Source organism: Halalkalirubrum salinum (genome assembly GCF_005543295.1).
In the GTDB taxonomy this organism is placed as follows: Archaea; Halobacteriota; Halobacteria; order Halobacteriales; family Haloferacaceae; genus Halalkalirubrum; species Halalkalirubrum salinum.
The window spans coordinates 1-23,108 of sequence record NZ_SRSG01000004.1 but is presented as its reverse complement, the minus strand read 5'-3'; the positions used below and the strand labels follow the sequence as shown (position 1 = coordinate 23,108).

The following is a 23,108-nucleotide window of genomic DNA, read 5'->3' as shown; positions in this document are numbered from 1 at the left end:
GGCCTCGGACCGGGCAAATCAACAACTAAAAAAGCCCGGACGCCGAACGATCGGCCAATATGGACGTTCCGTACGATCTCAACAGCTACATTCGGGTTCTCAAACTGGCAAGTACGCCCACCTGGGAGGAGTTCTCGCAGGTATCGAAGATCGCCGCCGCCGGGATCTTCCTCGTCGGCTTCATCGGCTTCGTGATCTTCGCAATCATGAGCGTCTTGCCCGGAGGGTTCTGATGGGCCTGTTCGCCGTCAAAACCACCGCGAGCCAGGAACAGACGGTCGCGGACATGATCGCGAGCCGAGAAGAGGACGAGGTACACGCGATCCTCGCACCCGACCAGCTGACGAGCTACGTCATGGTCGAGGCAGACAACACCGCGGTGTTAGAGCGCATCCTCGAAGAGATCCCCCACGCCCGGACGATCGTCCCCGGGAACTCCTCGCTCACGGAGGTTGAACACTTCCTCTCGCCGACTCCCGACGTCGAAGGGATCGCCGAGGGCGATATTGTCGAACTCATCGCCGGGCCGTTCCAGGGCGAGAAAGCCCGCGTCCAGCGGATCGACGAGGGCAAAGATCAGGTGACTGTCGAACTCTACGAGGCAACGGTTCCGATTCCGGTGACCGTTCGGGGGGATCAGATTCGGGTCCTCGACAGCGACGAGCGGTAATCGATTCCTACTCGTCCTGTAATTCCGCGAACACTGCTCGAAGATCGACCTCGTCTTCGACGACCTGTTTGATTTGTTCTCGTCGCCGAACATCCGCGGAGTCCGCGTCGTACGCGCGAACGAACTGCGCACGGGTGTGTTCGTCGAACGCATGCCGGATCGCGACGTAGCCGTCGTAGGTGAGCGTGTTGCAGACTTTACACTCGTGACGATCGTGCTCTGTCGCCTGGTGGAGGATGAGCGATTCTCCGTCCTCGAAAACTCGTTCACAGTCGCCGATCGCACATTCCCACCCGGGCATATTCGTGGGGATGACCGCCGGGGGTATAACCGTTTTTGTGTTCGTTCGGTTATACCGACGATTCAATGGTTGTTTTGTGTACGATCGGTTATATTGACGAACCAGTAGCGATTTTCCTCAACTGTGAAATTACAATTCGGTTTCAGGTACGTCAATCGTGCTATCATAGTCCTGATTTTTCGACTTGAATATCGTGATTTGGTCTCGTGGCAGCTCAACTGTGACCATCTCACCAGGCTCCGGAGGAGAGTTTGACGCCTCTACGACGAACGCATCGCCAGATATGCTTTTGATTCTCACGTCATAGCGGCAGCCAACATCTGCGACAGACACGACTTCACCAGTGAGTGAATGTGCGAAATCATTACCGCCGGTTGGACCGGTGGACGACAATGCGAGGTCGGGTGGACGGACGTGGCACATAACACGTGCTCCCACTGAAGCAGTTGTTTCTCTATTGGGCAGGACCAGTTCTTGATGGCCTACTCGGAGGGTCAGTGGCCGCTGAGACGCAATTACCGCCGGGAAGACGTTCGATCGACCAAGGAATGACGCGACGAACGGGGTTGGCGGAGATTCATATAGCGTCCGAGGCGTGCCAGACCCTGAGACGTGGCCGTCGTTTATCACAATGAGTCGATCGGCAAGTGCCATCGCCTCTTCTTGATCGTGAGTGACAAATAGGGTCGTCACACCAGTCTTGTTTTGTATGCGTGCAATCTCCTCGCGTAGTTGTGTACGTAACTGGCGGTCGAGTGCGGACAGCGGTTCGTCGAGTAACAAGACGTCTGGCTCTGGGGCTAAGGCTCGAGCCAACTCGACCCGACGTTGTTGACCGCCACTCAGTTCTGATGGGTACGCCGTCCTTTGCTCAGAGAGATCAACGAGTTCGAGATACTGGCTCACTCGTTCGTCCAACTGGTTCGGTTCAATGCCACGGGCCTTGAGACCATAGGCGACGTTCTTGCTGACGGTCATATGTGGGTACAGCGTCGATTGCTGAAACACAACCCCCACATGGCGATTTTCAGGGGGCTCTCTTGTCACGTCCCGATCACGGAGTAATACCTGTCCGGCAGTCGGTTGGACGTGACCGGCGATCGTCTGCACGATTGTCGTCTTCCCACAACCGCTTGGACCGAGCAGGGCGACAAGTTCGCCTTTGTTGAGTCCGAACGAGACGTCCTCAATTACCAATTCATCACCGTATCGGTGTGTAAGCCGGTCGAGTTCAAGGATCATTGGTCGATCACTGTCGGGACGCGACCGAACCATTGCACTGCGGTGAGGACCACAAGCGTAATTCCAAGAAGTGCCAGTGCCAGCGGAACGATCGCATCGATTCCCCCGGCGATAAAATCAACCCAAATGCGGGTCGGCATCGTTCGAGGATTGTACGCGACCATCATTGTCGCCCCAAACTCCCCGATCGCTCGTGCAAACGTAAGGATGATACCCGCGATGATTGCGCCGCGAGCGAGCGGGAGTGAAACGTTCCAGAATGTCGAAAGTGGTCCGTAACCGAGCGATCTGGAGGCGTGCTCTAATCGTTCGTCGACCGCACCGAATCCAGCACGGGCGGTAATGATCACGAACGGAGCGGCGACAAACGTCTGTGCGAGGACCACCCCGATCAGACTGTTAGTGAGTGAGATACCGATAGCTGCCGCCGCAGAACCGATCGGAGTGAACCGGCCGATAGCAGTGAGAATCATCGCCCCACCGACGACAGGTGGTATTATAAGCGGCAAGATTACGAGCGCTTCAATGAACCGTTTGCCGACAAACGACGTTCGAGCGAGGACGTACGCGAGCGGGACGCCAAAAACGGTTGCAATGAGTGTTGAAATCGGAGCCGTAAGCAGCGAGTTTCGAATAGCTACCTGCGCTTTCGGCGTAGACAACTCTGTGATGGTGTTTGCTGCGCCAGTCCGTGCGAGAAATGCGACGAATGGGATAGCAAAATAGATCAAGACAAGCGCACCCAAAAGCGCAGGAATAAGCAGTTCTGGCAGTCGGTCTGATTGCTGACTTCGAGAGCGGCTGATGAGGCTCATATGCTGATCTCCGCTGGAACGTCTCCTTCTGGACGAGGTAAGTTATCTCCGACTGTCAGCCCAGCATCGACGAGCAAAGCTGATTCGTCGAGAAGAAACTGGACGAGTTCACGGCCAGCATCAGGGTTGTCGGCCTCTTGATTTACTGTGGCGTTGTATAATATTGGTCTCCCTTCTACGGTGTATTCTTCTTCATCCGTCGTGAACTCAACCGTTGCATAATGGTCAGCTAACTCAGGCTGGGCGAAATTATACGCCTGGGGGAACTCAAAGAATGGCATGTCGTGATCGACCGCCATGTTATGATAGACGATTGCCCCAGCCCGAGATCCTGTTTCCACGCCAGCCATCATCTGTGGTTCTTCGGGTTCCTCGTAAACAAGATCCATCATCTTGTCTTGAAATCTGTCGAGGTTGTGTTCGTTTTCTGCGAGTTTGAACGCTTGGACAGCGCGATAGCCGAGCGGATCGAGGTCGGGGTCCCCAATTGAAATATCGCCGTTGTCCGTTTCAAGCGCCAGTTTGTACCAGGGCTCACCGCGATCGAGTCCCCGTCCGAACCCCGTCTCTTCATTATACCCGATACCGAGGCTGTTCGTAGCAAACTCAATATCCCAGTCGGTGAACTCACCGTATAACCGGTCCCGAAGGAGCGTTGCGTCGGCGCTTACGATAACGTCAGGATGTTTCGTTTGATCTTCGACCATCCGCATCACGGCATTGGCTCCGTAATACTCTCCTTGAACCTCGATCCCGGTTTTATCTTTAAATGCTGGTCCGACGTAGTTTTCAAACGTATGTGCGAGGCTTCCGGCCGACAATACACTCACCGGGCCAGAGCTGCCCGCTAAACAGCCAGCAAGACTGGTTCCAACAAATCCACCCGCTGTGAGGAGGGCTGCACGACGGCTCATTTTGGCTCGGCCCTGATCCCCAACGAGACGCATAGAAGTGTATCTGGACTACAGACTCATATAATCTAATACGATTACAACATGGTGAGAATATAATTAAATTTGGTTTCTAATTGCGGGTGAACACCGGGGGAATGCGATCACTATTGGTTAGTCGTTGAGTTCTGATTGCGCTGGCGACCGAGATACCAGCCGACGGCCGCACCGCCGATCGATCCAAAGACGACCGGGTACACAATCCCTGCGAGCACGATCGCCGCGAGCTGGTCCGGACCGGCCGTAGCCGACCCGGTAGTCACCTCAAACAGGAACACACCAGCTACTGTAGCGACCAGGTATCCCGGCACCAGCACGACTCCGGCACGGATTCCCGACGTGGCATCGGCCGCGTGGGTGTACGCCGCCGTCGCGGCACCACCGAGACACAGGAGGGCGATCGGGATCGCGTACAACGCAGCCGTGAACCCGTCCTCGCCACCGACGTAGTTGGCGGTGACACTCCCCACGATCGGGAGATTCTGGAAGACAGTGTCGACGAAGTGTGCGTTATAAAACACCCAGCCGACGATCTCGTAGGTCGCGGCGTCGCCGGACAGCGCCTCAACGATCCGATTCAGCCCTGAGTTTCTGATCTCATCGGCAGCAACCACGTACGTGAATACGTATCCACCGAGCCACGCCACAAGTCCGGCTGCAACACCGGCGACGATCGGCATCTCACTATCCTCAGAGACGCGAGATGAATCGGACGCTTCAGACCGCTCGGTCGCACTCATGCGGTGTCCTCCTTCGAACCGCTCGCGTCGTTTTGCGCGGTCGTCTGGGATTGGTCACGACCGGTGCGATCGGGCTCGCCGACGACCGACCGCGCGATCAGTTCGGCGCTTGGGTCGATCGCGGCAAACAGCCGCACAGCGATAGCAACGAGGGCCGTGATCGAGAGGAGTAAGAAGGCGGCGTCGTACGTCCAGTACAGTCCCTCAAGGTATGGCAGTACAATGGCTGAGAGCCCGCGATGCGCGAGGCCGATCGCCGTCAGAATGACGAGCCAGTACGCCACCGACGCGGCGTTCTCACCGACGGCTTGCGGCGAGCCGATCGTGGACTGAACAATTGAGGCGATCGACGAAGCGGCCATGAGCAACGCGCCGACGATGCTGAGCGTGACGATCGCCGTGATTATCGCGGCAAACGGGACGGGTGTCAGCGGGACCAACTGCTGGGTTCCCGGCAGCAGCGTGATCAAGTAGACGACAAATGCGAGTGCGATCGCCGAGAGGAACAGCTTACTCGTCGATTTAATATTCTCGTATTGGTCGTCTTTCGGTGGGGGGTTCGAATTAGGCGTCATGCGATTGGCAGTTGACTGCCTGAGCACTTAGTGGGTCGACTTCGTTTGCCCGAGTTAGTCGAAATTCACGCGAATTTAGGTGCCGTCCAATATCCCCTTCATAACCCTTTTATTTCATAGTTGAGTCAGTGTGTTCACAGATGTTCCCCTTAGTAGCCTTACAGGCCGGTGCAAACGCGATTGCTGGGCTGTTCGGCCTATTGATCCTCGTGGCACAGATCGCGCTGATCTGGTGGACCTACACTGACGCGCAGAAACGAAGCGACCAGCCGGCGTTCCTGTGGGCGATCGTCGTTTTCCTCGCACCAATTCTCGGGATCGTCCTGTATTTCCTGCTCGGCCGAAACTGATCGCCGAACCGTTTTGTCTACTCGGTCTAAAACCGAACCGATGACCGACGGGAGCGAAATCACATCAGTTGACGCGGTGCCCGACAACGGCTCGTACCTCTTTACAGTCCGATCACCCCGCGGCGAGGCCGAAGAGGCGATCCTCGTTCGGTGCGAGGACGGCGTAGAAGGGTGGCTCAACTTCTGTCAACACGAAACCGACCAGCGCCTCGATCGGGGCCGCGGCGCGGCCATTCGTGACGGCGAAATCATCTGCCCGAAACACGGCTCGATGTTCGATAGCTGTTCGGGCCACTGTGACAATGGAAAAGCAGCCGGGTCGACGCTCGTCGCTGTTGACGTAGCTGTCGAGGATGAAACGGTGTACCTGACGGATCGTGGCTACACATATGCCCACGACGGCGGGATCGACGACGACGATGACGACATGCCGGGGTCCTCCTCACACCTGACGTTCTGAGACGGACTCCGGTACGCGTTTACGCTGACCGACCCAAAGAGTGACCGCTCAGTTTCGAATTTCGGGTTCACCGTTCGTCGTCGCATCGCTGAACTCCGATCGAAGCGAGTACACCCGTTTTCGCGCGTCAGGAATGTAGACGTCTTCGGTGACTGCATCGATCGACGAAAGATCGTCAAGCGCGCTTCGAACAGTCCGTGGCGCGAGAAGCGACTCTTCGGCCAGGGCTTTCTGTGTCATCCCGCCGTTCCACTCGAGGATCTTGAAGACAAGTTTTGCGCTTGGGGGGAGGTTGTGTATCTTGTCGCGCATCATGTATGCTATGGAGTTTGGCTGGAATGATACCATTAACGCGGTTGTACGTGGTATTTGCACAACCGGTACGTGGTAATTGTACAACCGGTACGTGGTATTTGCACAACCGGGCGGAACGTCGGGTGTTGTACATGGATACGAGGCACTCTCGGGAGTGAGTCACGATTATACGATCCGTTTACAGCGATTCCCGCGGTCACACGCTTAAGTACGATGCCGCACAACGCTGCCTGTGAGCGAACATCACGAGAGAACGCTTGCGGGTCGACTCCGAATCGATGAGTTCTCCGCAAGATCGCTCGCGGCCCGGGCTGCGAGCGCCTACGAAACACTCCTCGCTGAAGGCCACGATCCAGCCGATATCCTCGTTCTCAAGCGGTTTCCGAGTGGTACCACGGCGTTCGAGCGCGACCTCGCCGCGGAGCTGTCGATTCCAGCCCGGCCGAACGTCGAATCAGTGCTCGATCACGCGGCCTCGATCCACGCCTACGCCGCCCCGGATGAACAGGTCCTCTCAGACTACGAGCGCTACGAGTTGCTCCGGACCGTCATCAATGGGTGGAACTGGTCAACGCCGTACCTCAAACGGGCCGCCGAGGCGGAGTCGTTCGGTCGCGACGTCGGCCGGGTTCTCCTCGTCGCGAGCTGGGGTGGATTCGGCGATCGAACCGACGACGATCCGACAATGGCCGCCGCGATCGAAGAACTCGAAGCGGTCCAAACAAGATTTCGGGAAGCACTAGCGGAGCGATCGTCGCTCGAACAGGCCCAGCTGGTCGAACGAGCCCGTGACGCCCTCTCGACGCCTGCTGTCAGCGAGTTCGTGTCGGCGCTATTCGACGCCGTGCTCGTTGTCGATTTCGAGGAGTTCGGCTCGCTCGAACGATCGTATCTCTCGGCACTAACGACGGACGCGGAGCTGTACTGTCTCGGTGAACGGGACGCGAGCGTCCAGCGGATCTGGAACGAAAGCGGCTCGGTCGAGTCGATCGGGACGGCCGCGGGACTGCAGTGTGTGCCGACGGAGTTCGATTCCGAGGCGCTTTCGGACCCGGCGGCGATCGGCCGCTGGCTCGCATCCGGGGCCTTGCCCGATGACCGCGATCACACCGCCTATCGCGTCGCTGCGGAGACTTTTGCGGCTGAACTTGAGGCGATCGCCGAAGAGATCGAGGCGCTTCGAGACCAGGCGGGCTATCGCTACGAGGATTTTGCCGTGTTGCTTCGCGACATCAATCAACCGGTTCACGAGGCCCGGTCGATCCTTCGCCGTGCCGGCGTCTCGACGGCATCGGCAACTGTCGAGGGACTCTCAGAGGATCCCGCGATTCGTGAGATTCACGCACTGATCCGGGTGTTGGCTTCCGACGATGCCGAGGCAATGGCGACGCTCGAGGGGCGGACCACAGTTGACGCGGCGTTGCTTGAGACGATCCGCGCGGAGCCGACGATCGCGGGAGCGATCGATCGCTGGATCGTCGAAACAGACCTGAAAGATCGGATCGCCGACGAACGCGAGGTCGACGCCTACGGCTCCTATCGCAACATCCGAGAGATCCGCGACATTGCCGCCTTCTTCGACGGCGCGGACTTCCTGGCCGGCGGCTATCAGTCATTCTTAGAGACGCTCGAACGGGCGATCCAGTACGTCGCACCGGATCAGTACACGACAGAGCTGTCTGTCGAAGAAAACGGCGTCCTCGTCGATCCAATTCGGGTCGCAAAGTACGACTCGCGGTCGATCGTCTTTCTCGTCGATGTCGTCGAGGGCATCTATCCGCCCGACACACAGACACTTACCCGACTGTTTCCGACCGACTGGGTCAAACGATCGGCGGCGTATCCCGGTGTGACAACGCTCGGTCCCACAACGGTGTCAACGTCGTTTTCGGCGGTCGAGACGCCCGATCGCAACGCCTACGACGCCTACTACACTGCGCTTTCGCGGCGACAACTCGCTGTTGGTGCTCGGGTCGGGACCGACCGGCTCTACCTCTGTACGGCCGATCGTGGCACCAGATCGCTCGGTCGACGGCGACATCCCTCGCGGTTCCTCCGCTCGTTAGAGGCGCTCTCGCAGGTCACGATGGCGGCTGGATATACCGTCGACGCCGCAGGGCGATCCAACGGAACCCGCGGTGGGAGCGATTCACCATCTCATGAACAACCAGAGATCACCCGATACACGCCGACCGGTGTCGCTGCTGCGGCGATACAAGAGCCGTGGCGATCGCTTTCGGCGGTCGAGCGGGCGGCGAGTCTCGGCGATCGTGCGGACATGCGCACAATCCGCGAGCGGTTAGCGGCAATCGCTGAACTGTGCGACCGCGAGGACGTCGAGCCGCGGTTCCGCGACGCCGTCTACACGCAGATCGATATGGCCAACGGCGATATTGGGACTGCGGAGGAACGCTCACAATGAGCGAACCGATCGCGATCGACGAGCTGACGACGTATCTCGCCTGTCCGAGGCAGTACGAATACCGCTATCGCCTCGAAATAGCTCGCGACCCTGCCATCCAAGCACGCGAGCGAGCGCTTGCGGCAGTTCGGGACGCGATCACGGCTGGACTAACGCACAGTGGCACCGTCGAGGATCGAATCGACGAGGCACTGAGCCGTCTCGCCGAAGAGGCGATCGACGACAAAGCCGTCAACGTTGACTGCCGGGAGGCGATTCGATCGTACCTCGATCAGTACGCAGATAGCCACGGGACCGGGGTGTATGCGAGCGACGAAATCGCGACCCTCGGACTGGGTGGTCATGAAATCGACTGTCCGATCGACGCAATCGTCTCGATCGACGACCAACCAGTCGTCCTGCAGTATCAATTTGACGTTGACGACGTGGCGTTCGATGGCGCGAGAAACACAATTTCAAAACACACTGGAGGCAACATGTACATTCCAGGGCCTGCCGGGAGCGTGCTCAGAGCGGTTGCAACCATGGAGGCGCTCGCGACGGGCGATCGGTTCGCCACTGACGGCGCACCTGCGGGAAAATCCCCGGTTGGGTTCGCGTACGTCGGACTGACCCAGACGGTCAGGCCAAGCGTCCCCGAAGCAGGCGACGCGAGTGAAATCGAAATTATTCCCGAAATCCGTCGGCTCGACGCAGCCTACGAGGCCGAACGTGACGCGGCGCTCTCGGTGCTCGACAACCTCATCACGTGGCTGTCCGCACAGGCGTACGACCCTGGCGATCGGTTCGCCGACATTCGGAAGACGGTGTGTGGGGACTGTTCGTACACCGGCATGTGCTCGCCGTACATCAACGCGGAGGTGCGATTCGAATGACCGACGACTTGCCATCGAGCCCACGACTCAAGGGCAATCAGCCGAACGTTGCGTCCGCACAGGCCGAGCAGATCGTCGTCGACGCCGGTGCAGGAACTGGAAAGACGACGACGATGGTCGCGCGGATTGATCGGCTCATCGACGAACGCGGCGTTGACCCGAACGACGTCCTCGTGTTGACGTTCGCGAACAAGGCTGCCCACAGTGCGGTCGAGCGACTGACAGACACGATCGAAGACGCGAGCGCGTACGACATCGACGCCTCGACGTATCACTCGTTTTGTTATCGGCTGTTGCGCGAGTACGCGTATGCCGTCGGACTCGATCCGGAGTTCGAACTTCTCACCGATGATCGAAAACGAGCGGTCATCGCCGAAATTCACGACGGACTCACGCTCAGCGATGTCAGCCGTGATCGGGCGACTGCGGACGATCTTTACCAGTTCATCGAATCGTTCAGCCGGGAGGGGATTAGCCCCGACGATATTGAAACACACCTGCCGGATCGAGAGACGCTGATAGCGTGTCGATCGGTCGTCCGCGACCTGCGATCGACCGCAGACGAGCAGTTCGGCCCTGACAGCGACGGCGCGCTCGCGTTCACGTCCAGTGGGGGCCACGGTCGTCTCGTCGAGCGACTCGAACGATTCGAACAGGTCCTTCGATACCGCAGCACCTCGATCGACGAGGGCGATCCGTTCGGTCAGGAGGTTCGGTCGTACCTCGATGATTGCACGGATATCGTTCGCTCGTTGATTGAAACGCTGCCGCAGAAGGGGAGTGACTGGTCGCGAGTACCCTCTGGGCTGTTCGGAACGTGGGGTGGCGCCCACGGCGGGACGTTGCGGGACACCGCACAGACGCCGATTGTCCGGCTGGGCTCGTACATCGAGCTATTCCTGCGAGCGCACGACTTCCTCGAGGGATACCGTCGGTACGAGTCGCGGTTACAAGAGCGAGGGGCCGTCGACTACAACGGCCTGATCCGCCGCGCGACGGCACTGCTGGAGAGCGATCTCGGTGCAGACGTGTGCGATCGCTACGGCTACGTCTTTTGTGACGAGTTCCAGGATACCGACAGCGCACAGTTGGCACTCATCGATCAGTTGGCCACGGACGCAGACCTGTTCGTGATCGGCGACGCCGATCAGGCGATATACGAGTGGCGCGGGGCCGATCCGACGAACATCACCGACATCGAATCCGCATTCCCGGGAATCGAATCGATGGCGCTGGAGTTGAATTTCCGCTCGCGGCAGCCGATCTTGGACCTCTCAAACGAGCTTCCGGGCAGTACGAAGACGCTCACCTCGGATCGAGGCCGCGGCGAGCGATCGATCTGTACTGTCGAGGCCGACGGCGACCTCGAGACGCAGGCCGCACAGGTCAGCGCGACAGTGTCGGCGCTTTTGACCGACGGGTTCGACGAGATCGACGGCCACGACCTCGATGAACTCGCGGTACTCGTCAGAAAGAACCGCGAGGCGGAGGCCGTGTGTGCGGCACTCGCCGAAGAGAGCATCCCGCACGTCAGAGCCGGCGGCTCCTCGTCGTCGCTCCCGCCGGGGATACAGACGCTCGTCGCGTATCTCCGGCTCATTGTCGACCCGAGCGACGATCGCCACGCGATCCGGATTCTCAAGCTGGTGTATGGACTTTCGGATGGAGACATTCGCGCGCTGGCCGACGAGGCGGGGACGATCGTCGATGCTGTCGGATCGATCGAGAGGACTGCCGTCTCGAACCCAGATGGGCTCACTCGTGCACGGGAGGATATCCCCGCGCTCGTCGACGCTGTGCAGACGGACTCAGTCTCGGCCGTCTACGCCGAGCTTCGTGAACGGACCCGGATCGACTGGACGTTCACCGACCGCGACCGCAGGCTCCTGCCAGCGGTTGAATCCCGAATCGACGCGTTCGAGGATGCGCCGATCGAAACCCGGCTGTCGACGGCGTTCATCGATTACCTCGCAGATCCGGCCGCACTCACGAACACCGAGCAGGGGCGCGATGACGGTGGCGATCGAAGCGAAGATGCGGTCGACGTGATGACGGTCCATCAGGCCAAAGGGCTCGACTTTCCCGTCGTCTTGGTGCCGTTTCTCGGCCCCTCGTGGGCGCCGCCGCCGAGCTTCCGGCTCTGGGGTGAACGCACGGACTGGTCGGTGTTGCGCCGGCGGATCGAGTCGCCAACAATCGACCCGCTAACCGAGCCGCTCTCGGCGGCAGCGGTTGCCGAGCAGTGGCGCGTGCTCCACGTCGCAATCACCCGCGCTCGCGATCGGCTTGTCCTCTTTGGGAACAACGACGATACCGCGACGGTGCCAGCGGCGGAGCTCGACGAGTTGCTCCCGCCGTCGATCGGGTGGCGACACGGCGGACCGTCGGTTGACACGTGGGACGCGGTCACCGACGCCGTCGAGACGATTCAGGCGGACGATCCGACGGCAGTGTGTGATCTGACGACGGCCGTCGAACAGGTTCGAACGACGACCCGCGAACAGATCACCTGGTACGACGGCACGCGAGCGAGTCCCGATCGAGCAATCACAGAGATCCGCCGGCTGACCCGACAGCTCAAGCGGGGAACGCTGACAGCAGACGCCCCCGCGGACTCACCGTACCAGGCGACGCCAACTGCCGGCGAGCGTGCTGATCGGCTGCCGCGGGTTCACAGCCACACGTCGCTGGAAGCGTTCGGGGACTGTCCGCGAAAACACTACCTCGATCACGTCGTGTATGGGTTCGATGACCCGCCGCTGGCGGCTACTGCTGATCGTGACGGACAGGATGCGGTCTCCCAGCGGGCGATCGGAACGCTGTTTCACGAGGTTAGAGAGGACTGTTACTGGCGGGGATACACGGAAAAAGCCGAGTGGGACGCCGCCTGTGAACGGATCGCTCGCCAACAGTCGCTGTCGGCAGCAGTGCCTGCGACAAAGGCGTGTATCGATCGCTACTTCGAAAGCGTGGTCTCCGAGTGGTCGATCGTGAGTTCGGAACTGCCGTTTTCTCTCGACGCGCTGGCAGCGCGGACCGGCGCGGACGGGATCACTGGCTACGTCGACGCGGTGTATCGAACTCCGGACGACGACCTCGTCGTGATCGACTACAAAACGACTGATGCGGATCGCTCGATCGAAGACAGCGCTCAGCTCGTGTTGTACCTGTTGGCCTGTGATGCTCGATTCGACGAGCCGATCGCCTCAGTTGGGTACCTCTCGCTTGGCGAGTCGGGTCCACAGCTCACGCTGTTCGATCGCGCCGAGGTGTTCGAGCAGATCCCGGAGCTAAAATCGACGCTCGAAGCCGCAAACAGCTCCGACTACAAGACAGTGACACCGGGGCCGTACTGTCAGTACTGTCCACATCGATCGCTCGGCTGCGGCGACGCGTATCTTAACAACAGCGCTGAACGCTGACCGAAAACGTGCCCGTCGATCACTCCGAATCCGCGAGTATTTGCCCGCCGAGGCAAAAGAATCGATCATGACCGAGCTTTCCTTCGACGAAGACGGCGTCGATGTCGTCTATCAGGGCACCGAATTCCGCCTCGAGAAGTCGCTCATCGAGGAGGCGACAGAGAAGTCCTATCCAGACGTGACCGATCATGAGGTGTTGAAGATTGTCGAAGAGAGCCCTGATCTCACCGGTGAGCCACGACGGGTACAGGACATTCTGCGGACGTAGGCGTGTCAGCCAGCCGCCCTGAAACGGACCGCTCGCAGGATCGAAAGGCAGTTTCCCTGCGGCCGTGAACGGGTGGGTATGCTTTCGATCGCCCTTGCCGGCAAGCCGAACGCCGGGAAGTCAACCTTCTACACTGCGGCGACGCTCGCAGACGTCGACGTCGCCAACTATCCGTTTACCACGATCGACCCGAACCGGGGCGTCGCGACCGTCCGGACCGAGTGTCCGTGTCTCGACCTCGATGAGCGCTGTGGGAACGACCGCTGTCGCGACGGTAAGCGCTACGTCCCGATCGAACTGATCGACGTCGCGGGACTCGTTCCCGGCGCACACGAAGGGCGAGGTCTGGGGAATCAGTTCCTCGACGAACTCACGAACGCCGACGCGATCGTCAACGTCTTAGATGCCTCTGGGGCGACGAACGCCGAGGGCGAACCGGTCGAACCCGGCAGCCACGATCCAGTTTCGGATGTCGAGTTCATCCGCGAAGAGCTCGACCTGTGGCTCGCGGGTATCATCGACAGGAACTGGGAGTCGATCGAACGCAAGTCGCGATCGCCGGATTTCGACATTGACGAGGCGCTCGCAGAACTGTTGACGGGTTTTGGTGCAACAGAACACGACGTTGCGGCGAGTCTCAGAGCGCTCGAGTACCCCGAGGACCCGATCCAGTGGACCGACGAGCACCGCGAGGCGCTTGCGACCGACGTTCGCGAGCGGACGAAGCCGATCGTCCTCGTCGCGAACAAAGCCGACATCGCCGACCGAGAGACGATCGATCGGCTCCGAGCGGCCGCCGAATACGTTGTTCCCGCGACCGCAGACGGCGAGTTGGCGCTGCGACGAGGCGCAGAGGCTGGCGTGATCGAGTACGATCCTGGCGACCCAGAATTTACGATTGTCGGCGATCTGAGCGACGAGCAGACCGCAGGGCTTGAACGGATCCGCGAGGTCATGGACACCTACGGTGGGACGGGGGTTCAGACCGCACTTAATACCGCAGTGTACGATCTGCTCGAGCACCTCACCGCGTTCCCAGTGCAAAATGAGTCGAAGTGGACTGACGGGACCGGAACAGTCCTGCCTGATGCCTTCTTGCTCCCACAAGGGTCGACACCAAAGGACCTCGCGTTCGCCGTTCACACGGATATCGGCGAGGGCTACCTTCACGCGGTCGACGCGCGATCGAAGCGAAAAATCTCCGACAGCTACGAACTTGACGAGGGCGACGTCATCAAGGTTGTAAGTACTAATTGAAAGTGGCCTGTTGGGTTGCCTGTTTTTATCCGTACCGAGTGTGCGAATCCGATCGCTCACCTTTGTAGACGATGAGATAGGTGCTCAATTTCACTATTGGGTGACCAGAACGACCCCAATAACGGCGAATGATATCCCAGTAAGCCTCGTTAGTGTAACCTCGTCTCCGAGGACGACCATACCAATGATGGCTGCAACGACGAAGTACATCGCACCAATCGTGGAGACGATCGTCGTCGATCCGCCAGAGAGGCCGACGTACATCGAAATAAGGCCGATCCCAGTGAACAATCCAGCCGCGCCAGCGAGCAAGCCACCTCTGACAGTAATTGACAGCGATGCGTCTGAAAACAGGATCAATCCAAGTGCAAAGGGCGCCGCGACGAGGTAGGAGATCGCAGCGGCCGTCCTTGGGTCAATGGACTCTGAGGCAGCGTTGCCCAAGACCACCCAAATTCCCCACGTTACCATTGTAATTGACCCAAAGAAAACAGCCGAATTTATTTCGGGAAACCCTATCTATGCCCATATTACGACCTTATTGCTAAACAATACCGGCTTAAGAGTATATGATTTTTAAATAGTGCTTTCACACTCCCAGCGCGCACTACTGCTGTTTTGTATTGTATGGGCGGTGTACGTGCAGTAGTGGTGGGCGACAATCGTGTGCTTCTGTCCAATATATAGCGCTCCCAATGCCCATAGTCACATAAATATAATATATCCGATAATTTTATTTTTGCCAGCGATGAGAACCAAACGATGGATCCCCGCTTGCGATCGGCCTGTGAGATCGTCCGGACCGAGCGCCGGCGAATCGACGATGAGGCGGCAGCGTTTCGCTCGTTTATCCGTCGGATCGATCGAGTCGACACGCCCACCGCGTCAGGTCCCTGTGCGACTCATCAAGGAACGGTCATGGGATCGTCAAATCAACAGGAAAGCCTGTCAGCGGTTCGATCGGCGTACGCAGAAACCGTGATGGCAGTCCCGCATTTCGAAGCTGACTACGGCGAGTCGTTCCGAACACATTTTGCCGCGGAGTTCAGCTCCGAGCTCTTTGCCGCGCTGTCGAGCGCTCCCGTCCTCTCTCCGGAACTAAAGAACATGGTGCTTTCGGGTGCCAGACGGTGCCGCAAAGAGCGAGTGGAGTTCCGCGATCGCCTCAAGCGTGAGTATCAATCGATTCGACACATTGGCCGGGAGATCGAAGCGATCGAAGATCCGCTGGACGGTCACGTCTCCGGAGAGTCCTTCGGCGGGTTGGTTGCACTGCATCGATACAGTATCGATGCGTGTTCAGTGCTCGACGAACTTGCTGCAGACCGACAAGCCGAGATCGAACAGATCAACCACGGGATGAACACTGACATCCCCAGCATACAAACGTATTTGTACGCCGATCCGACGTATCCGGCGCTGACTGCGATCGCCGATCGTGCGCGATCGATCACCGAATCAAAACGACAGATCGAACGCGAAATAACAGCACGATAGCGCGTCGACTTCGTTTTTCTCAACACGAGGGCCTATACATATGTATGTCGAGCACATATTATTGTGTGTGTCTATCACCCAGTCGGGTCTCGGACGGTTGTCGTACCGCGTGATGCGGTGGCTCGTCCTCGGGGCAGCCTACTTTACCATCGTGCTGTTTGTGATCGGCCTGTTCGATATGATTCTTGGGCTGTACGAACTGCTCTCTAGTGGGCTGTTTACCGACCCGAACGCGGTGATTGAACTCCTCGATACTGTGTTGTTACTGTTGATTATTATCGAAGTGCACCGTACCCTGATCGCGTACGCCAATGACGAACCGGTACTCGAGATCGTCGTCAGCACGGCGATCATTGCCGTCGCGCGGGACGTGATCGGATTCCGCGCTGAGAGCTTCGCCACCGGCCAAGAGGCGCTTTCGATCGCCGCCGCCTCCGGTGTGTTGCTCCTCGCGCTTGTGCTCGTGTACGCCGCGGTCAAACGGATCGAAAGACCGGGCAACCGATCGTCGTCCGGAGAAGTGTAGTGCTGCTTGGCTGAGCTAACAACTATCTGAGGGCCGGCTGTCTGAGCCAAGAAGTTTCTGAGCACCGACTGTCTGGGTCAACAACTGTCTGAACACCGGCGGTCTGTGGTCTCCACCCACGTTTTTGTACGAACCCGACCAATCGGTGGTATGGCAGAATCGGCGGATATCGACGTGCTCTCTGAACTCGCACAGCTCCCGACCATGGCCCATCCGGTGCTCTCTCCAGGCGGGGATCGAATCGCGCTCTACTACGACATCTCTGGCCGGAACGAGGTTTACGTCCTCGACACCGAGACCGGGAAACTCGCCCAGCGATCGGACGGCGAGGTGCCGCGAAATGCCCGGTGGTATCTTCGCTGGGACGCTGACGGCGACCGTGTTCTGTTTCATAACGACGACGCTGGCAACGAACAAAACGATATTCACGCCCTCGATGCGGACGGCACTGTCGAGCAACTCGTCGAAATGGACGGCCAAGCGTCGATCCACGACGTCGGCGAATCCCACCTGCTCTTTGGCTCGAGCCGCGACGGCCAAATGAACGTCTATCGGTACGACTTCGACACCGGGGCCGTCACGAAGCTGACCGAGTACGATCGAGCCGTCTGGACCTCGCACCTCTCCCCAGATGAGGAACGAATTGCGTACGCAACGAACGAGACCGACGACTACGATAATCGCGACGTGTACGTTGCCGATATCGACGGATCGAATCCCCGAAACCTCGAGATCGGAGCGGTCGGCGCAGAAGCAACGCCCATCGAGTGGGACGCGAGCGGCTCGCGGTTGCTCGTCGGGGACAACTCCGAGGATCTCGGACGGATCGGCGTCTACGATTTTGACGAAGATGCAGTCACGTGGTACGCCGAGACGGAGTACGACGAATCCCCGGTAGCGTTTCTCCCAGATGGCGATCGCGTCCTCGGGGTTCGAAGCCGCGACGCGATGACGCTGCCAGTCGTGTGGGACCTAAACTCGGGGGCTGGCCGCGAGCTGGACGTTCCTGATGGCGTCGCGTCGTTCGTAGCCAGCGCTGATGAGCCGCTCACAGCCGATGGCCGGGTCGTGTTTCAGCACACAACGCCGACGCGCCGGCCTGAGCTACTGGCCTACGATCTCGAAACAGACGAGTACGAGGTGCTGCTCGAAGCGGAGTACGGTCCGTTCGAGCCGGAAGACTTCGCCGACGCGACATACTTCACGGTCGATTCGGACGGCGTCCCGGAGACCCCCGCTGCGGCGATCGACCACGAGCCAGCTGAAGAGCTATCGATCGGCGCGCTGTTGTACGACTCCGGCGAACGTCCCTCGCCGCTCATCATCAATCCACACGGCGGACCACGTGCGCGGAGTTCGAAGGCGTTCAACCTCTACACGCAGGTGCTCTGTGCGCGTGGGTACTCGGTACTACAGGTGAACTATCGTGGCTCGACTGGACGTGGCCGAGCGTTCGTTGAGGCACTGATCGACGACTGGGGTGGGGCCGAACAGGGTGACGTGGTTGTCGCCGCCGAACACGCGCTTGAAACGAACGAGTGGCTCGACGACGATCGCGTCGCCGTCTTCGGCGGTTCCTACGGCGGCTACTCTGCGTACTGGCAACTAGTACAGTATCCCTCACTCTACGACGCTGGTGTCGCGTGGATCGGACTCACCGATCTCGAGGAGATGTACGAGACGACGATGCCACACTTCCGGACAGAGTTGATGATGAAGTACCTCGGAACGCCCGAAGAGAACCCGGCGCTGTATCGCGATCGAAGCCCGCTGACGCATGCGAAAAATCTCGACGCACCGCTGTTGATGATTCACGGCGTGAACGATCGCCGCGTGCCGGTGTCGCAAGCACAGCTGTTCCGCGATCGGCTCGAAGAACTCGACTACGAGTTCGGCTCCGGCGGGACTGTTGAGTACGAGGAACTCGGCGAAGAAGGTCATGCCTCGACCGATCAAGACCAGAAGCTCAGGATGTTTCGGCTGCTCGATGAATTCCTCACGCGGCGGCTCGCAAACGGATCAACCGACCAAACAAGCAATTAGTAGACGGATACGTCATCGAAGCGGCTGTCATAAAGCAAATTTCGGGGATGCGTGGGTTCTGTTCCCGACAACAGCAGTCGGTCGATCTTTCCCCACGAGTTTTCGAAGCCGAGATGCGCAAACTCGATCGCAGCCTGAACACGATGAGACGCGCCAGTTCGGTGGATTGCTCGTCGATCGACACCCGATTTGAGGGCATCGACGAGCGCCGCATGCGAGTCGATCTCTGTGTCGAACGCGGTCCATGCCTCCCCAATAGTTCGCTGTAGATGTGCGTACGACGATCCGTAGCCGGGGTCGTCGAGGTCACTGGCGATCCGCTGGCCACGGCGGTTCTGGTGTGGAAACAGCTTCGCGTTGTACGTTTCGATCGCGTCGATGCGATCGGCGTGAGCCGTGATTTCAGGACGGTCCAGGCTGACATTCATGAACTCAGGATGCGGAGCGAGGACGGCAGCGTCTTGCCGTTCAAGCTCCGCGAAGGCGCCCTCGAGGGTAATGAAATCCGGGATTGGGTCTGAAAGCCCGACCGCCAATATGTGGTGACGGTTCTGCCAGTCTCCCGTGAATATTTCTCGAGCGGGAACGACGAGCAGTTCGTCGTCGCTGTACCGTTCTGCCCGCGATCGGATCTCTGGAAGCCGAACGAAGTGCGGCGCGTAGACGAGAGCGTCGATCCCACGAGCTTTCGCGCGATCGACGACCGCCGTCGAGAGGACCTTCACGTGCATATCGACGCGGCTCGTAGCTTGCTCGCTCACATATAGTACTCAACGGCGATCGTGTTATGGCCATCGAATTCAGCACAGGGCAGAGCCAGGGGCTCGATGGGACGGGAGGTCTATTTCGGCGAAGGCCTCTTGACCGGTTCCACGGACCTTCGATCGACAGTTGTGCCGAATGCTGCGTCTCAAAAAACGAGAATCATCGGAGAAATAATGCTCTCTTGAGGTAATATATCAGTATGAACAAATATATGAAAACGTTCGTTAGCCTGTTCGCCGGCCTCCTCGGATTCGTGGCAGTCGGAGTCGCTGTGACAGAACTGCTCGACCCCTACATCTGGCCATCGCTGATGCTCGGATTGCCCATTGGACTCGTAGCAGGTATCGCGTTCATTCCACTCACGTATCTGGGAATCACCTATTGGGAGGAACGGCGAAACACTGGAACCGCATCACAGGAGACAGTACGCCGGTTATGGACGACGGTGGCGGCACTCTTCGGCTTCCTTGCTGGTGGTGGGGTCGCTGTCGCCATCCTCTCAGCGCAGGCGATGGGACTCGCCTCAGCGATCCTGTTAGCTGGATTCCCTGTCGGGATCGTGTCAGGTGCCCTCGTTGGCTACCTCGTCTACCGGCGAGACTGGACGCGTCAAGACCCACCTGCCGCATCGGTTCAATGAGATCCGATGAAACGGCTTCTGGGCGATGAGACCGAGCGCCGCTCGAGTTGCCCCTACGGGGGGCTATTCTTTCCGGATCGCGGTTAGTGTACCAGTGAACTCGCGGTTAGTATACCTGTGATAACATATTTCATATCTTATTAATATACTCTGTCAGCATTCCATCTGTATGGATCCGAAAACCATGCTTCGTTTTGAGGGTATTGCGTTGTTCGGTGCGGCGACCGCAGCGTACTTTGGGCTCGGTGCACCGGTGTGGCTGTTCGTGGTGCTTGCCCTTGCCCCAGACATCTCCATGCTCGGCTACCTCGCTGGGCCGCACACGGGGAGCCGTCTGTACAATGCATTCCACACCACCGTTGTGCCGATCGCACTCGGGGCAATTGGTTTCTGGGCGGGGATGGCTCCGATCACCTGGGTCGCGCTCGTCTGGATCGCCCACATTGGGATGGACCGCGCTGTTGGGTACGGATTAAAATTCCCAACCGGGTTCAAACATACCCATCTCAGCCCCGAAGTCAGCCACAGTGAAACGGTCCGCAGCCGCGAAGATTCTATCCCCGTTGGAAACGACTAACGAGGTCGATTTCGAGCATCACTCTCATCTCTAAATGTCAACAGCATATTATAAATAAAATCGCTGATATTCCGCGTCGGACACCCACAAAATAAGTTCTCGTCGTATATTGTCCGTCGCATCCTTGAGCGGAGTACAGTCATCCGTCTTCTCTTCCGCCATCCTCTTGTCCTCGATTTCGGATGATCGTCGGGTCCATTGAGTTCTCGGACAGTCGGCCGATCTGCACTCGACGAGGTACCCCCATCAGTGTCTAATCCGCGAACGTTTAGCCGCGTAGGGGCTTGGACGCAACATTGTGCCACACCAATTCGTGTTGGGTTCACAGCCCCCAAAAGAACGCGATCCCGAGAGTCGTAACCACTGTGAGAATAAGCTGGAGCGGCGCACCGACGCGAGCGAAGTCGGTGAACTTGTAACCTCCCGGCCCATACACCATCAGGTTCGTCTGGTATCCGACGGGCGTAAGCAACGGGGTGCTGGCGGCGAAGGTAACTGCAAGCGCGAATGCGAAGGCATTGACATCGAGGCGTGTGGCGACGTCAACTGCGATTGGAAGCATCAACACAACGCTAGCGGCATTGCTTACGATCTCGGTGATTAGCGCTGTCCCGAGGTAAAACACACCGAGAAGAACAATTGGAGGTAGCAGTACGCTGGCAGCTGTGATGCCGTCCGCAAGCAAGTCTGACGTTCCAGAGGCTTCGACCGCGATACCCAGAGGAATAACACCTGCGAGGAGGAAGATAACGTCCCAGTCAACGGCGTCGTAGGCGTCCGCCGGCCGAAGAATCCCGGTGAAAAACATAGCGACGACGCCGGTCAACGCGCTCACCACGATGGGCAGAAGCTCCAGCGCGGCCAACCCCACGACACCAGCGATGATGCCGATGCCGATGGGGATCTTCGATCGATCGAATTCCTCCCACTGTCCCTCCCCGGACACGATAATAGTTCGATCAGCACGCAGGCGCGCAACGCTGTCCTCGTTCGCTTGCACCAGGAGAACGTCACCCGACTGCAGGCTCACGTCTCGAAGTCGCTGCCTGATAACCTCGTTACCGCGTCGAACCGCCAGCACAGTCACGTCGTTCTCCTGCTCGAAATCCGAGGCGCTACTCTGTTTGCCTGCCCACCGTCGTGGCAGTAACACGATTTCCGTGAGGGCCTCTGTGTCATCTGATATCTCCTCGTCTGTGTCCTCGTCTTCGTCCGTATCCGACTCATCCGACCTTGCACTTTCGCTAGGCGGGTTCCACGAATGCTGTTCCGATGTAAATCCGGCGGGAAGCGGTTCGTCCCCGCTCTCGGCGTCTTCAATCACCTCGGGGAGGAGTTTGAGGTTCTCGTCCTCGATGACCTGCATAAGCGTCTCCTGATCCGCCCGTACCGACAGGACGTCGCCAGCATTGATCTGTTCGCGTTGGAGTCCCTGAACGATCGTCCGCCCGTTACGCACGAGTTGAAACACGTCCAAGTCGAGGTCGTTACTGCGGATCTCTCGAACCGGTGAGCCGATCAGCGGTGAATCCGCCAGGACTACGACATCGGTCAGGTAATTTGTCATTCCGAAATCGTCGGTCGATGAGTCGCTGGCTCGAATCCGTGCCGGGGTGAGATAGCGGCCGATCGTGAGTAGGTAGACGATGCCGACAGCCAGGACGATAACGCCGAGCTGTGTGAACTCGAAAAGCGAGAACGGCTGGGCGTTTGGCCCGCCAACCTGCGCCCAGACGTCGCTTGCGAGGAGGTTTGTCGAGGTTCCAATAACGGTGAGGGTTCCACCGAGCATCGCGGCAAACGAGAGCGGTATGAGCAGCTTCGATGGTGACGTGTTCGTCTTCCGGGCGAGATTCATCACCGCGGGGATCAACACGGCGACGATGGGCGTATTATTCACGAAGCCTGCTGGGGGACCGGCAAGCCCGACGATCGCCAGAAGCTGGCGAGTCTCGCTATCGCCCGCGAACGACTCCATTCGGCGAGTGAGAATTTGAATCACCCCAGTCTGTCTAACGCCCTCGCTCAGAATGAACATCGCCAGTACGGTCAGCGTCGCCGGATTCGAGAACCCGGAGACACCTTCCTCGGGGGAGACTCCTGTCCACGATCCTAAGAGGATCAACGCGACCATGACTGCGATCGCCGTCGCGTCGATGGGAACCGGTTGGAGAACAAAGAGAACGAGCGTAACGGTGACGATAGCGAGGACCACGAGGACGTCGATCGGGAGGGGCGGTTCGATCGGGAGTAGTTGAGCGAGAGAGGCGAAATAGAGAGATTGAATCAACATAGTAGAAGCCCATTGGTCTTTAGCTAAGCCTCAGCAGTCGGTTGGATGGTGGTAGCAAGCCGTTCTTGGAGGATTGGTCGCTGCTTGTGGATCTTTTGAGCGTCT

Annotated in this window: 24 protein-coding genes; 14 read left to right on the top strand and 10 right to left on the bottom strand. The window is 58.9% G+C overall.

Annotated elements, in window-relative coordinates; translation table 11 throughout:
- Positions 1–59 precede the first annotated feature (59 nt).
- Positions 60–233 (top strand): protein translocase SEC61 complex subunit gamma, encoded by a 174-nt coding sequence (locus E5K03_RS01215; protein WP_137199170.1) that lies wholly within the window; start codon positions 60–62, stop codon positions 231–233.
- Entirely contained in the window at positions 233–670 is a 438-nt protein-coding gene (locus tag E5K03_RS01210) for a transcription elongation factor Spt5 (protein WP_138004559.1), read from the top strand. Before E5K03_RS01215 ends, E5K03_RS01210 begins: the two co-directional genes overlap by 1 nt.
- Positions 671–677: 7 nt before the next feature.
- Here the strand turns inward: E5K03_RS01210 and E5K03_RS01205 are convergent, their stop codons facing one another.
- The 6 genes from E5K03_RS01205 to E5K03_RS01180 all read right to left on the bottom strand — a co-directional run bounded on the left by E5K03_RS01205 (position 678) and on the right by E5K03_RS01180 (position 5,293).
- Positions 678–971, bottom strand: coding sequence for a DUF7565 family protein (locus E5K03_RS01205; RefSeq protein WP_138004558.1), 294 nt, complete (start codon positions 969–971; stop codon positions 678–680).
- 129 nt (positions 972–1,100) lie between these two features.
- Complete coding sequence (locus E5K03_RS01200) at positions 1,101–2,213, bottom strand: ABC transporter ATP-binding protein (RefSeq protein WP_138004557.1); 1,113 nt, start codon at positions 2,211–2,213, stop codon at positions 1,101–1,103.
- On the bottom strand, positions 2,210–3,028 hold the full coding sequence (locus E5K03_RS01195; RefSeq protein ID WP_138004556.1) for an ABC transporter permease: 819 nt from the start codon (positions 3,026–3,028) through the stop codon (positions 2,210–2,212). Before E5K03_RS01195 ends, E5K03_RS01200 begins: the two co-directional genes overlap by 4 nt.
- The gene (locus E5K03_RS01190; RefSeq protein WP_138004555.1) at positions 3,025–3,942 is read right to left on the bottom strand and encodes an extracellular solute-binding protein; all 918 of its coding nucleotides are present in this window, start codon (positions 3,940–3,942) and stop codon (positions 3,025–3,027) included. The genes E5K03_RS01195 and E5K03_RS01190 overlap by 4 nt, the downstream gene beginning before the upstream one ends.
- A 143-nt stretch (positions 3,943–4,085) precedes the next feature.
- Complete coding sequence (locus E5K03_RS01185) at positions 4,086–4,718, bottom strand: hypothetical protein (protein ID WP_138004554.1); 633 nt, start codon at positions 4,716–4,718, stop codon at positions 4,086–4,088.
- The gene (locus E5K03_RS01180) at positions 4,715–5,293 is read right to left on the bottom strand and encodes a hypothetical protein (protein ID WP_138004553.1); all 579 of its coding nucleotides are present in this window, start codon (positions 5,291–5,293) and stop codon (positions 4,715–4,717) included. Before E5K03_RS01180 ends, E5K03_RS01185 begins: the two co-directional genes overlap by 4 nt.
- Positions 5,294–5,433: 140 nt before the next feature.
- On the opposite strand from E5K03_RS01180, the gene E5K03_RS01175 reads away from it, so the two are divergent.
- Both E5K03_RS01175 and E5K03_RS01170 read left to right on the top strand, forming a co-directional pair.
- Positions 5,434–5,643, top strand: coding sequence for a PLDc N-terminal domain-containing protein (locus E5K03_RS01175; protein ID WP_138004552.1), 210 nt, complete (start codon positions 5,434–5,436; stop codon positions 5,641–5,643).
- Between the two features lie 40 nt (positions 5,644–5,683).
- Complete coding sequence (locus E5K03_RS01170) at positions 5,684–6,103, top strand: Rieske (2Fe-2S) protein (protein ID WP_138004551.1); 420 nt, start codon at positions 5,684–5,686, stop codon at positions 6,101–6,103.
- 48 nt (positions 6,104–6,151) lie between these two features.
- On the opposite strand, the gene E5K03_RS01165 is transcribed toward E5K03_RS01170, so the two are convergent.
- Positions 6,152–6,451 carry a winged helix-turn-helix transcriptional regulator gene (locus tag E5K03_RS01165; protein ID WP_240729910.1) on the bottom strand — a complete coding sequence of 100 codons (300 nt, stop codon included), beginning with the start codon at positions 6,449–6,451 and terminating at the stop codon, positions 6,152–6,154.
- Between the two features lie 199 nt (positions 6,452–6,650).
- On the opposite strand from E5K03_RS01165, the gene E5K03_RS01160 reads away from it, so the two are divergent.
- The 5 genes from E5K03_RS01160 (at position 6,651) to E5K03_RS01140 (ending at position 14,662) form a co-directional block, all read left to right on the top strand.
- The gene (locus E5K03_RS01160; protein ID WP_138004550.1) at positions 6,651–8,840 is read left to right on the top strand and encodes a hypothetical protein; all 2,190 of its coding nucleotides are present in this window, start codon (positions 6,651–6,653) and stop codon (positions 8,838–8,840) included.
- Positions 8,837–9,715: a hypothetical protein gene (locus tag E5K03_RS01155; protein WP_138004549.1), complete on the top strand. Its 879-nt coding sequence runs from the start codon at positions 8,837–8,839 to the stop codon at positions 9,713–9,715. The genes E5K03_RS01160 and E5K03_RS01155 overlap by 4 nt, the downstream gene beginning before the upstream one ends.
- A complete protein-coding gene (locus E5K03_RS01150) occupies positions 9,712–13,137 on the top strand; it encodes an ATP-dependent DNA helicase (RefSeq protein ID WP_138004548.1) in 3,426 nt (1,141 codons plus the stop codon). Before E5K03_RS01155 ends, E5K03_RS01150 begins: the two co-directional genes overlap by 4 nt.
- A gap of 67 nt (positions 13,138–13,204) precedes the next feature.
- Positions 13,205–13,405 carry a DUF5800 family protein gene (locus tag E5K03_RS01145; protein WP_138004547.1) on the top strand — a complete coding sequence of 67 codons (201 nt, stop codon included), beginning with the start codon at positions 13,205–13,207 and terminating at the stop codon, positions 13,403–13,405.
- Between the two features lie 78 nt (positions 13,406–13,483).
- Complete coding sequence (locus E5K03_RS01140) at positions 13,484–14,662, top strand: redox-regulated ATPase YchF (RefSeq protein WP_138004546.1); 1,179 nt, start codon at positions 13,484–13,486, stop codon at positions 14,660–14,662.
- Between the two features lie 93 nt (positions 14,663–14,755).
- Here E5K03_RS01140 and E5K03_RS01135 read toward each other — a convergent pair whose 3' ends face one another.
- On the bottom strand, positions 14,756–15,181 hold the full coding sequence (locus E5K03_RS01135; RefSeq protein WP_138004545.1) for an EamA family transporter: 426 nt from the start codon (positions 15,179–15,181) through the stop codon (positions 14,756–14,758).
- A gap of 243 nt (positions 15,182–15,424) precedes the next feature.
- On the opposite strand from E5K03_RS01135, the gene E5K03_RS01130 reads away from it, so the two are divergent.
- From E5K03_RS01130 to E5K03_RS01120, 3 genes are all read left to right on the top strand, one after another.
- Positions 15,425–16,159: a DUF7260 family protein gene (locus E5K03_RS01130; RefSeq protein ID WP_138004544.1), complete on the top strand. Its 735-nt coding sequence runs from the start codon at positions 15,425–15,427 to the stop codon at positions 16,157–16,159.
- 112 nt (positions 16,160–16,271) lie between these two features.
- Positions 16,272–16,685 carry a phosphate-starvation-inducible PsiE family protein gene (locus E5K03_RS01125; RefSeq protein WP_138004585.1) on the top strand — a complete coding sequence of 138 codons (414 nt, stop codon included), beginning with the start codon at positions 16,272–16,274 and terminating at the stop codon, positions 16,683–16,685.
- Between the two features lie 150 nt (positions 16,686–16,835).
- Complete coding sequence (locus tag E5K03_RS01120) at positions 16,836–18,728, top strand: S9 family peptidase (RefSeq protein WP_138004543.1); 1,893 nt, start codon at positions 16,836–16,838, stop codon at positions 18,726–18,728.
- Here E5K03_RS01120 and E5K03_RS01115 read toward each other — a convergent pair.
- Positions 18,725–19,459: a PHP-associated domain-containing protein gene (locus E5K03_RS01115; RefSeq protein WP_138004584.1), complete on the bottom strand. Its 735-nt coding sequence runs from the start codon at positions 19,457–19,459 to the stop codon at positions 18,725–18,727. The two genes, E5K03_RS01120 and E5K03_RS01115, sit on opposite strands and share 4 nt — an antisense overlap.
- Positions 19,460–19,704: 245 nt before the next feature.
- Here E5K03_RS01115 and E5K03_RS01110 point away from each other — a divergent pair, with 245 nt between their 5' ends.
- Both E5K03_RS01110 and E5K03_RS01105 read left to right on the top strand, forming a co-directional pair.
- A complete protein-coding gene (locus E5K03_RS01110) occupies positions 19,705–20,133 on the top strand; it encodes a hypothetical protein (RefSeq protein WP_205742933.1) in 429 nt (142 codons plus the stop codon).
- A gap of 169 nt (positions 20,134–20,302) precedes the next feature.
- Complete coding sequence (locus tag E5K03_RS01105) at positions 20,303–20,710, top strand: DUF4260 domain-containing protein (protein WP_138004541.1); 408 nt, start codon at positions 20,303–20,305, stop codon at positions 20,708–20,710.
- 322 nt (positions 20,711–21,032) lie between these two features.
- Here the strand turns inward: E5K03_RS01105 and E5K03_RS01100 are convergent, their stop codons facing one another.
- A complete protein-coding gene (locus E5K03_RS01100; protein ID WP_138004540.1) occupies positions 21,033–23,003 on the bottom strand; it encodes an SLC13 family permease in 1,971 nt (656 codons plus the stop codon).
- Positions 23,004–23,108: the final 105 nt, after the last annotated feature.

Bases quoted from the DNA above. Each gene is read 5' to 3' on its own strand.
- E5K03_RS01150 (WP_138004548.1), top strand. From the start codon at position 9,712: ATGACCGACGACTTGCCATCGAGCCCACGACTCAAGGGCAATCAGCCG.
- E5K03_RS01185 (WP_138004554.1), bottom strand. From the start codon at position 4,718: ATGAGTGCGACCGAGCGGTCTGAAGCGTCCGATTCATCTCGCGTCTCT.
- E5K03_RS01205 (WP_138004558.1), bottom strand. From the start codon at position 971: ATGCCCGGGTGGGAATGTGCGATCGGCGACTGTGAACGAGTTTTCGAG.
- E5K03_RS01155 (WP_138004549.1), top strand. From the start codon at position 8,837: ATGAGCGAACCGATCGCGATCGACGAGCTGACGACGTATCTCGCCTGT.
- E5K03_RS01190 (WP_138004555.1), bottom strand. From the start codon at position 3,942: ATGAGCCGTCGTGCAGCCCTCCTCACAGCGGGTGGATTTGTTGGAACC.
- E5K03_RS01215 (WP_137199170.1), top strand. From the start codon at position 60: ATGGACGTTCCGTACGATCTCAACAGCTACATTCGGGTTCTCAAACTG.
- E5K03_RS01100 (WP_138004540.1), bottom strand. From the start codon at position 23,003: ATGTTGATTCAATCTCTCTATTTCGCCTCTCTCGCTCAACTACTCCCG.
- E5K03_RS01200 (WP_138004557.1), bottom strand. From the start codon at position 2,213: ATGATCCTTGAACTCGACCGGCTTACACACCGATACGGTGATGAATTG.
- E5K03_RS01195 (WP_138004556.1), bottom strand. From the start codon at position 3,028: ATGAGCCTCATCAGCCGCTCTCGAAGTCAGCAATCAGACCGACTGCCA.
- E5K03_RS01105 (WP_138004541.1), top strand. From the start codon at position 20,303: ATGGATCCGAAAACCATGCTTCGTTTTGAGGGTATTGCGTTGTTCGGT.
- E5K03_RS01125 (WP_138004585.1), top strand. From the start codon at position 16,272: ATGCGGTGGCTCGTCCTCGGGGCAGCCTACTTTACCATCGTGCTGTTT.
- E5K03_RS01145 (WP_138004547.1), top strand. From the start codon at position 13,205: ATGACCGAGCTTTCCTTCGACGAAGACGGCGTCGATGTCGTCTATCAG.
- E5K03_RS01120 (WP_138004543.1), top strand. From the start codon at position 16,836: ATGGCAGAATCGGCGGATATCGACGTGCTCTCTGAACTCGCACAGCTC.
- E5K03_RS01110 (WP_205742933.1), top strand. From the start codon at position 19,705: ATGAAAACGTTCGTTAGCCTGTTCGCCGGCCTCCTCGGATTCGTGGCA.
- E5K03_RS01180 (WP_138004553.1), bottom strand. From the start codon at position 5,293: ATGACGCCTAATTCGAACCCCCCACCGAAAGACGACCAATACGAGAAT.
- E5K03_RS01115 (WP_138004584.1), bottom strand. From the start codon at position 19,459: ATGCACGTGAAGGTCCTCTCGACGGCGGTCGTCGATCGCGCGAAAGCT.
- E5K03_RS01175 (WP_138004552.1), top strand. From the start codon at position 5,434: ATGTTCCCCTTAGTAGCCTTACAGGCCGGTGCAAACGCGATTGCTGGG.
- E5K03_RS01140 (WP_138004546.1), top strand. From the start codon at position 13,484: ATGCTTTCGATCGCCCTTGCCGGCAAGCCGAACGCCGGGAAGTCAACC.
- E5K03_RS01130 (WP_138004544.1), top strand. From the start codon at position 15,425: ATGGATCCCCGCTTGCGATCGGCCTGTGAGATCGTCCGGACCGAGCGC.
- E5K03_RS01210 (WP_138004559.1), top strand. From the start codon at position 233: ATGGGCCTGTTCGCCGTCAAAACCACCGCGAGCCAGGAACAGACGGTC.
- E5K03_RS01165 (WP_240729910.1), bottom strand. From the start codon at position 6,451: ATGGTATCATTCCAGCCAAACTCCATAGCATACATGATGCGCGACAAG.
- E5K03_RS01170 (WP_138004551.1), top strand. From the start codon at position 5,684: ATGACCGACGGGAGCGAAATCACATCAGTTGACGCGGTGCCCGACAAC.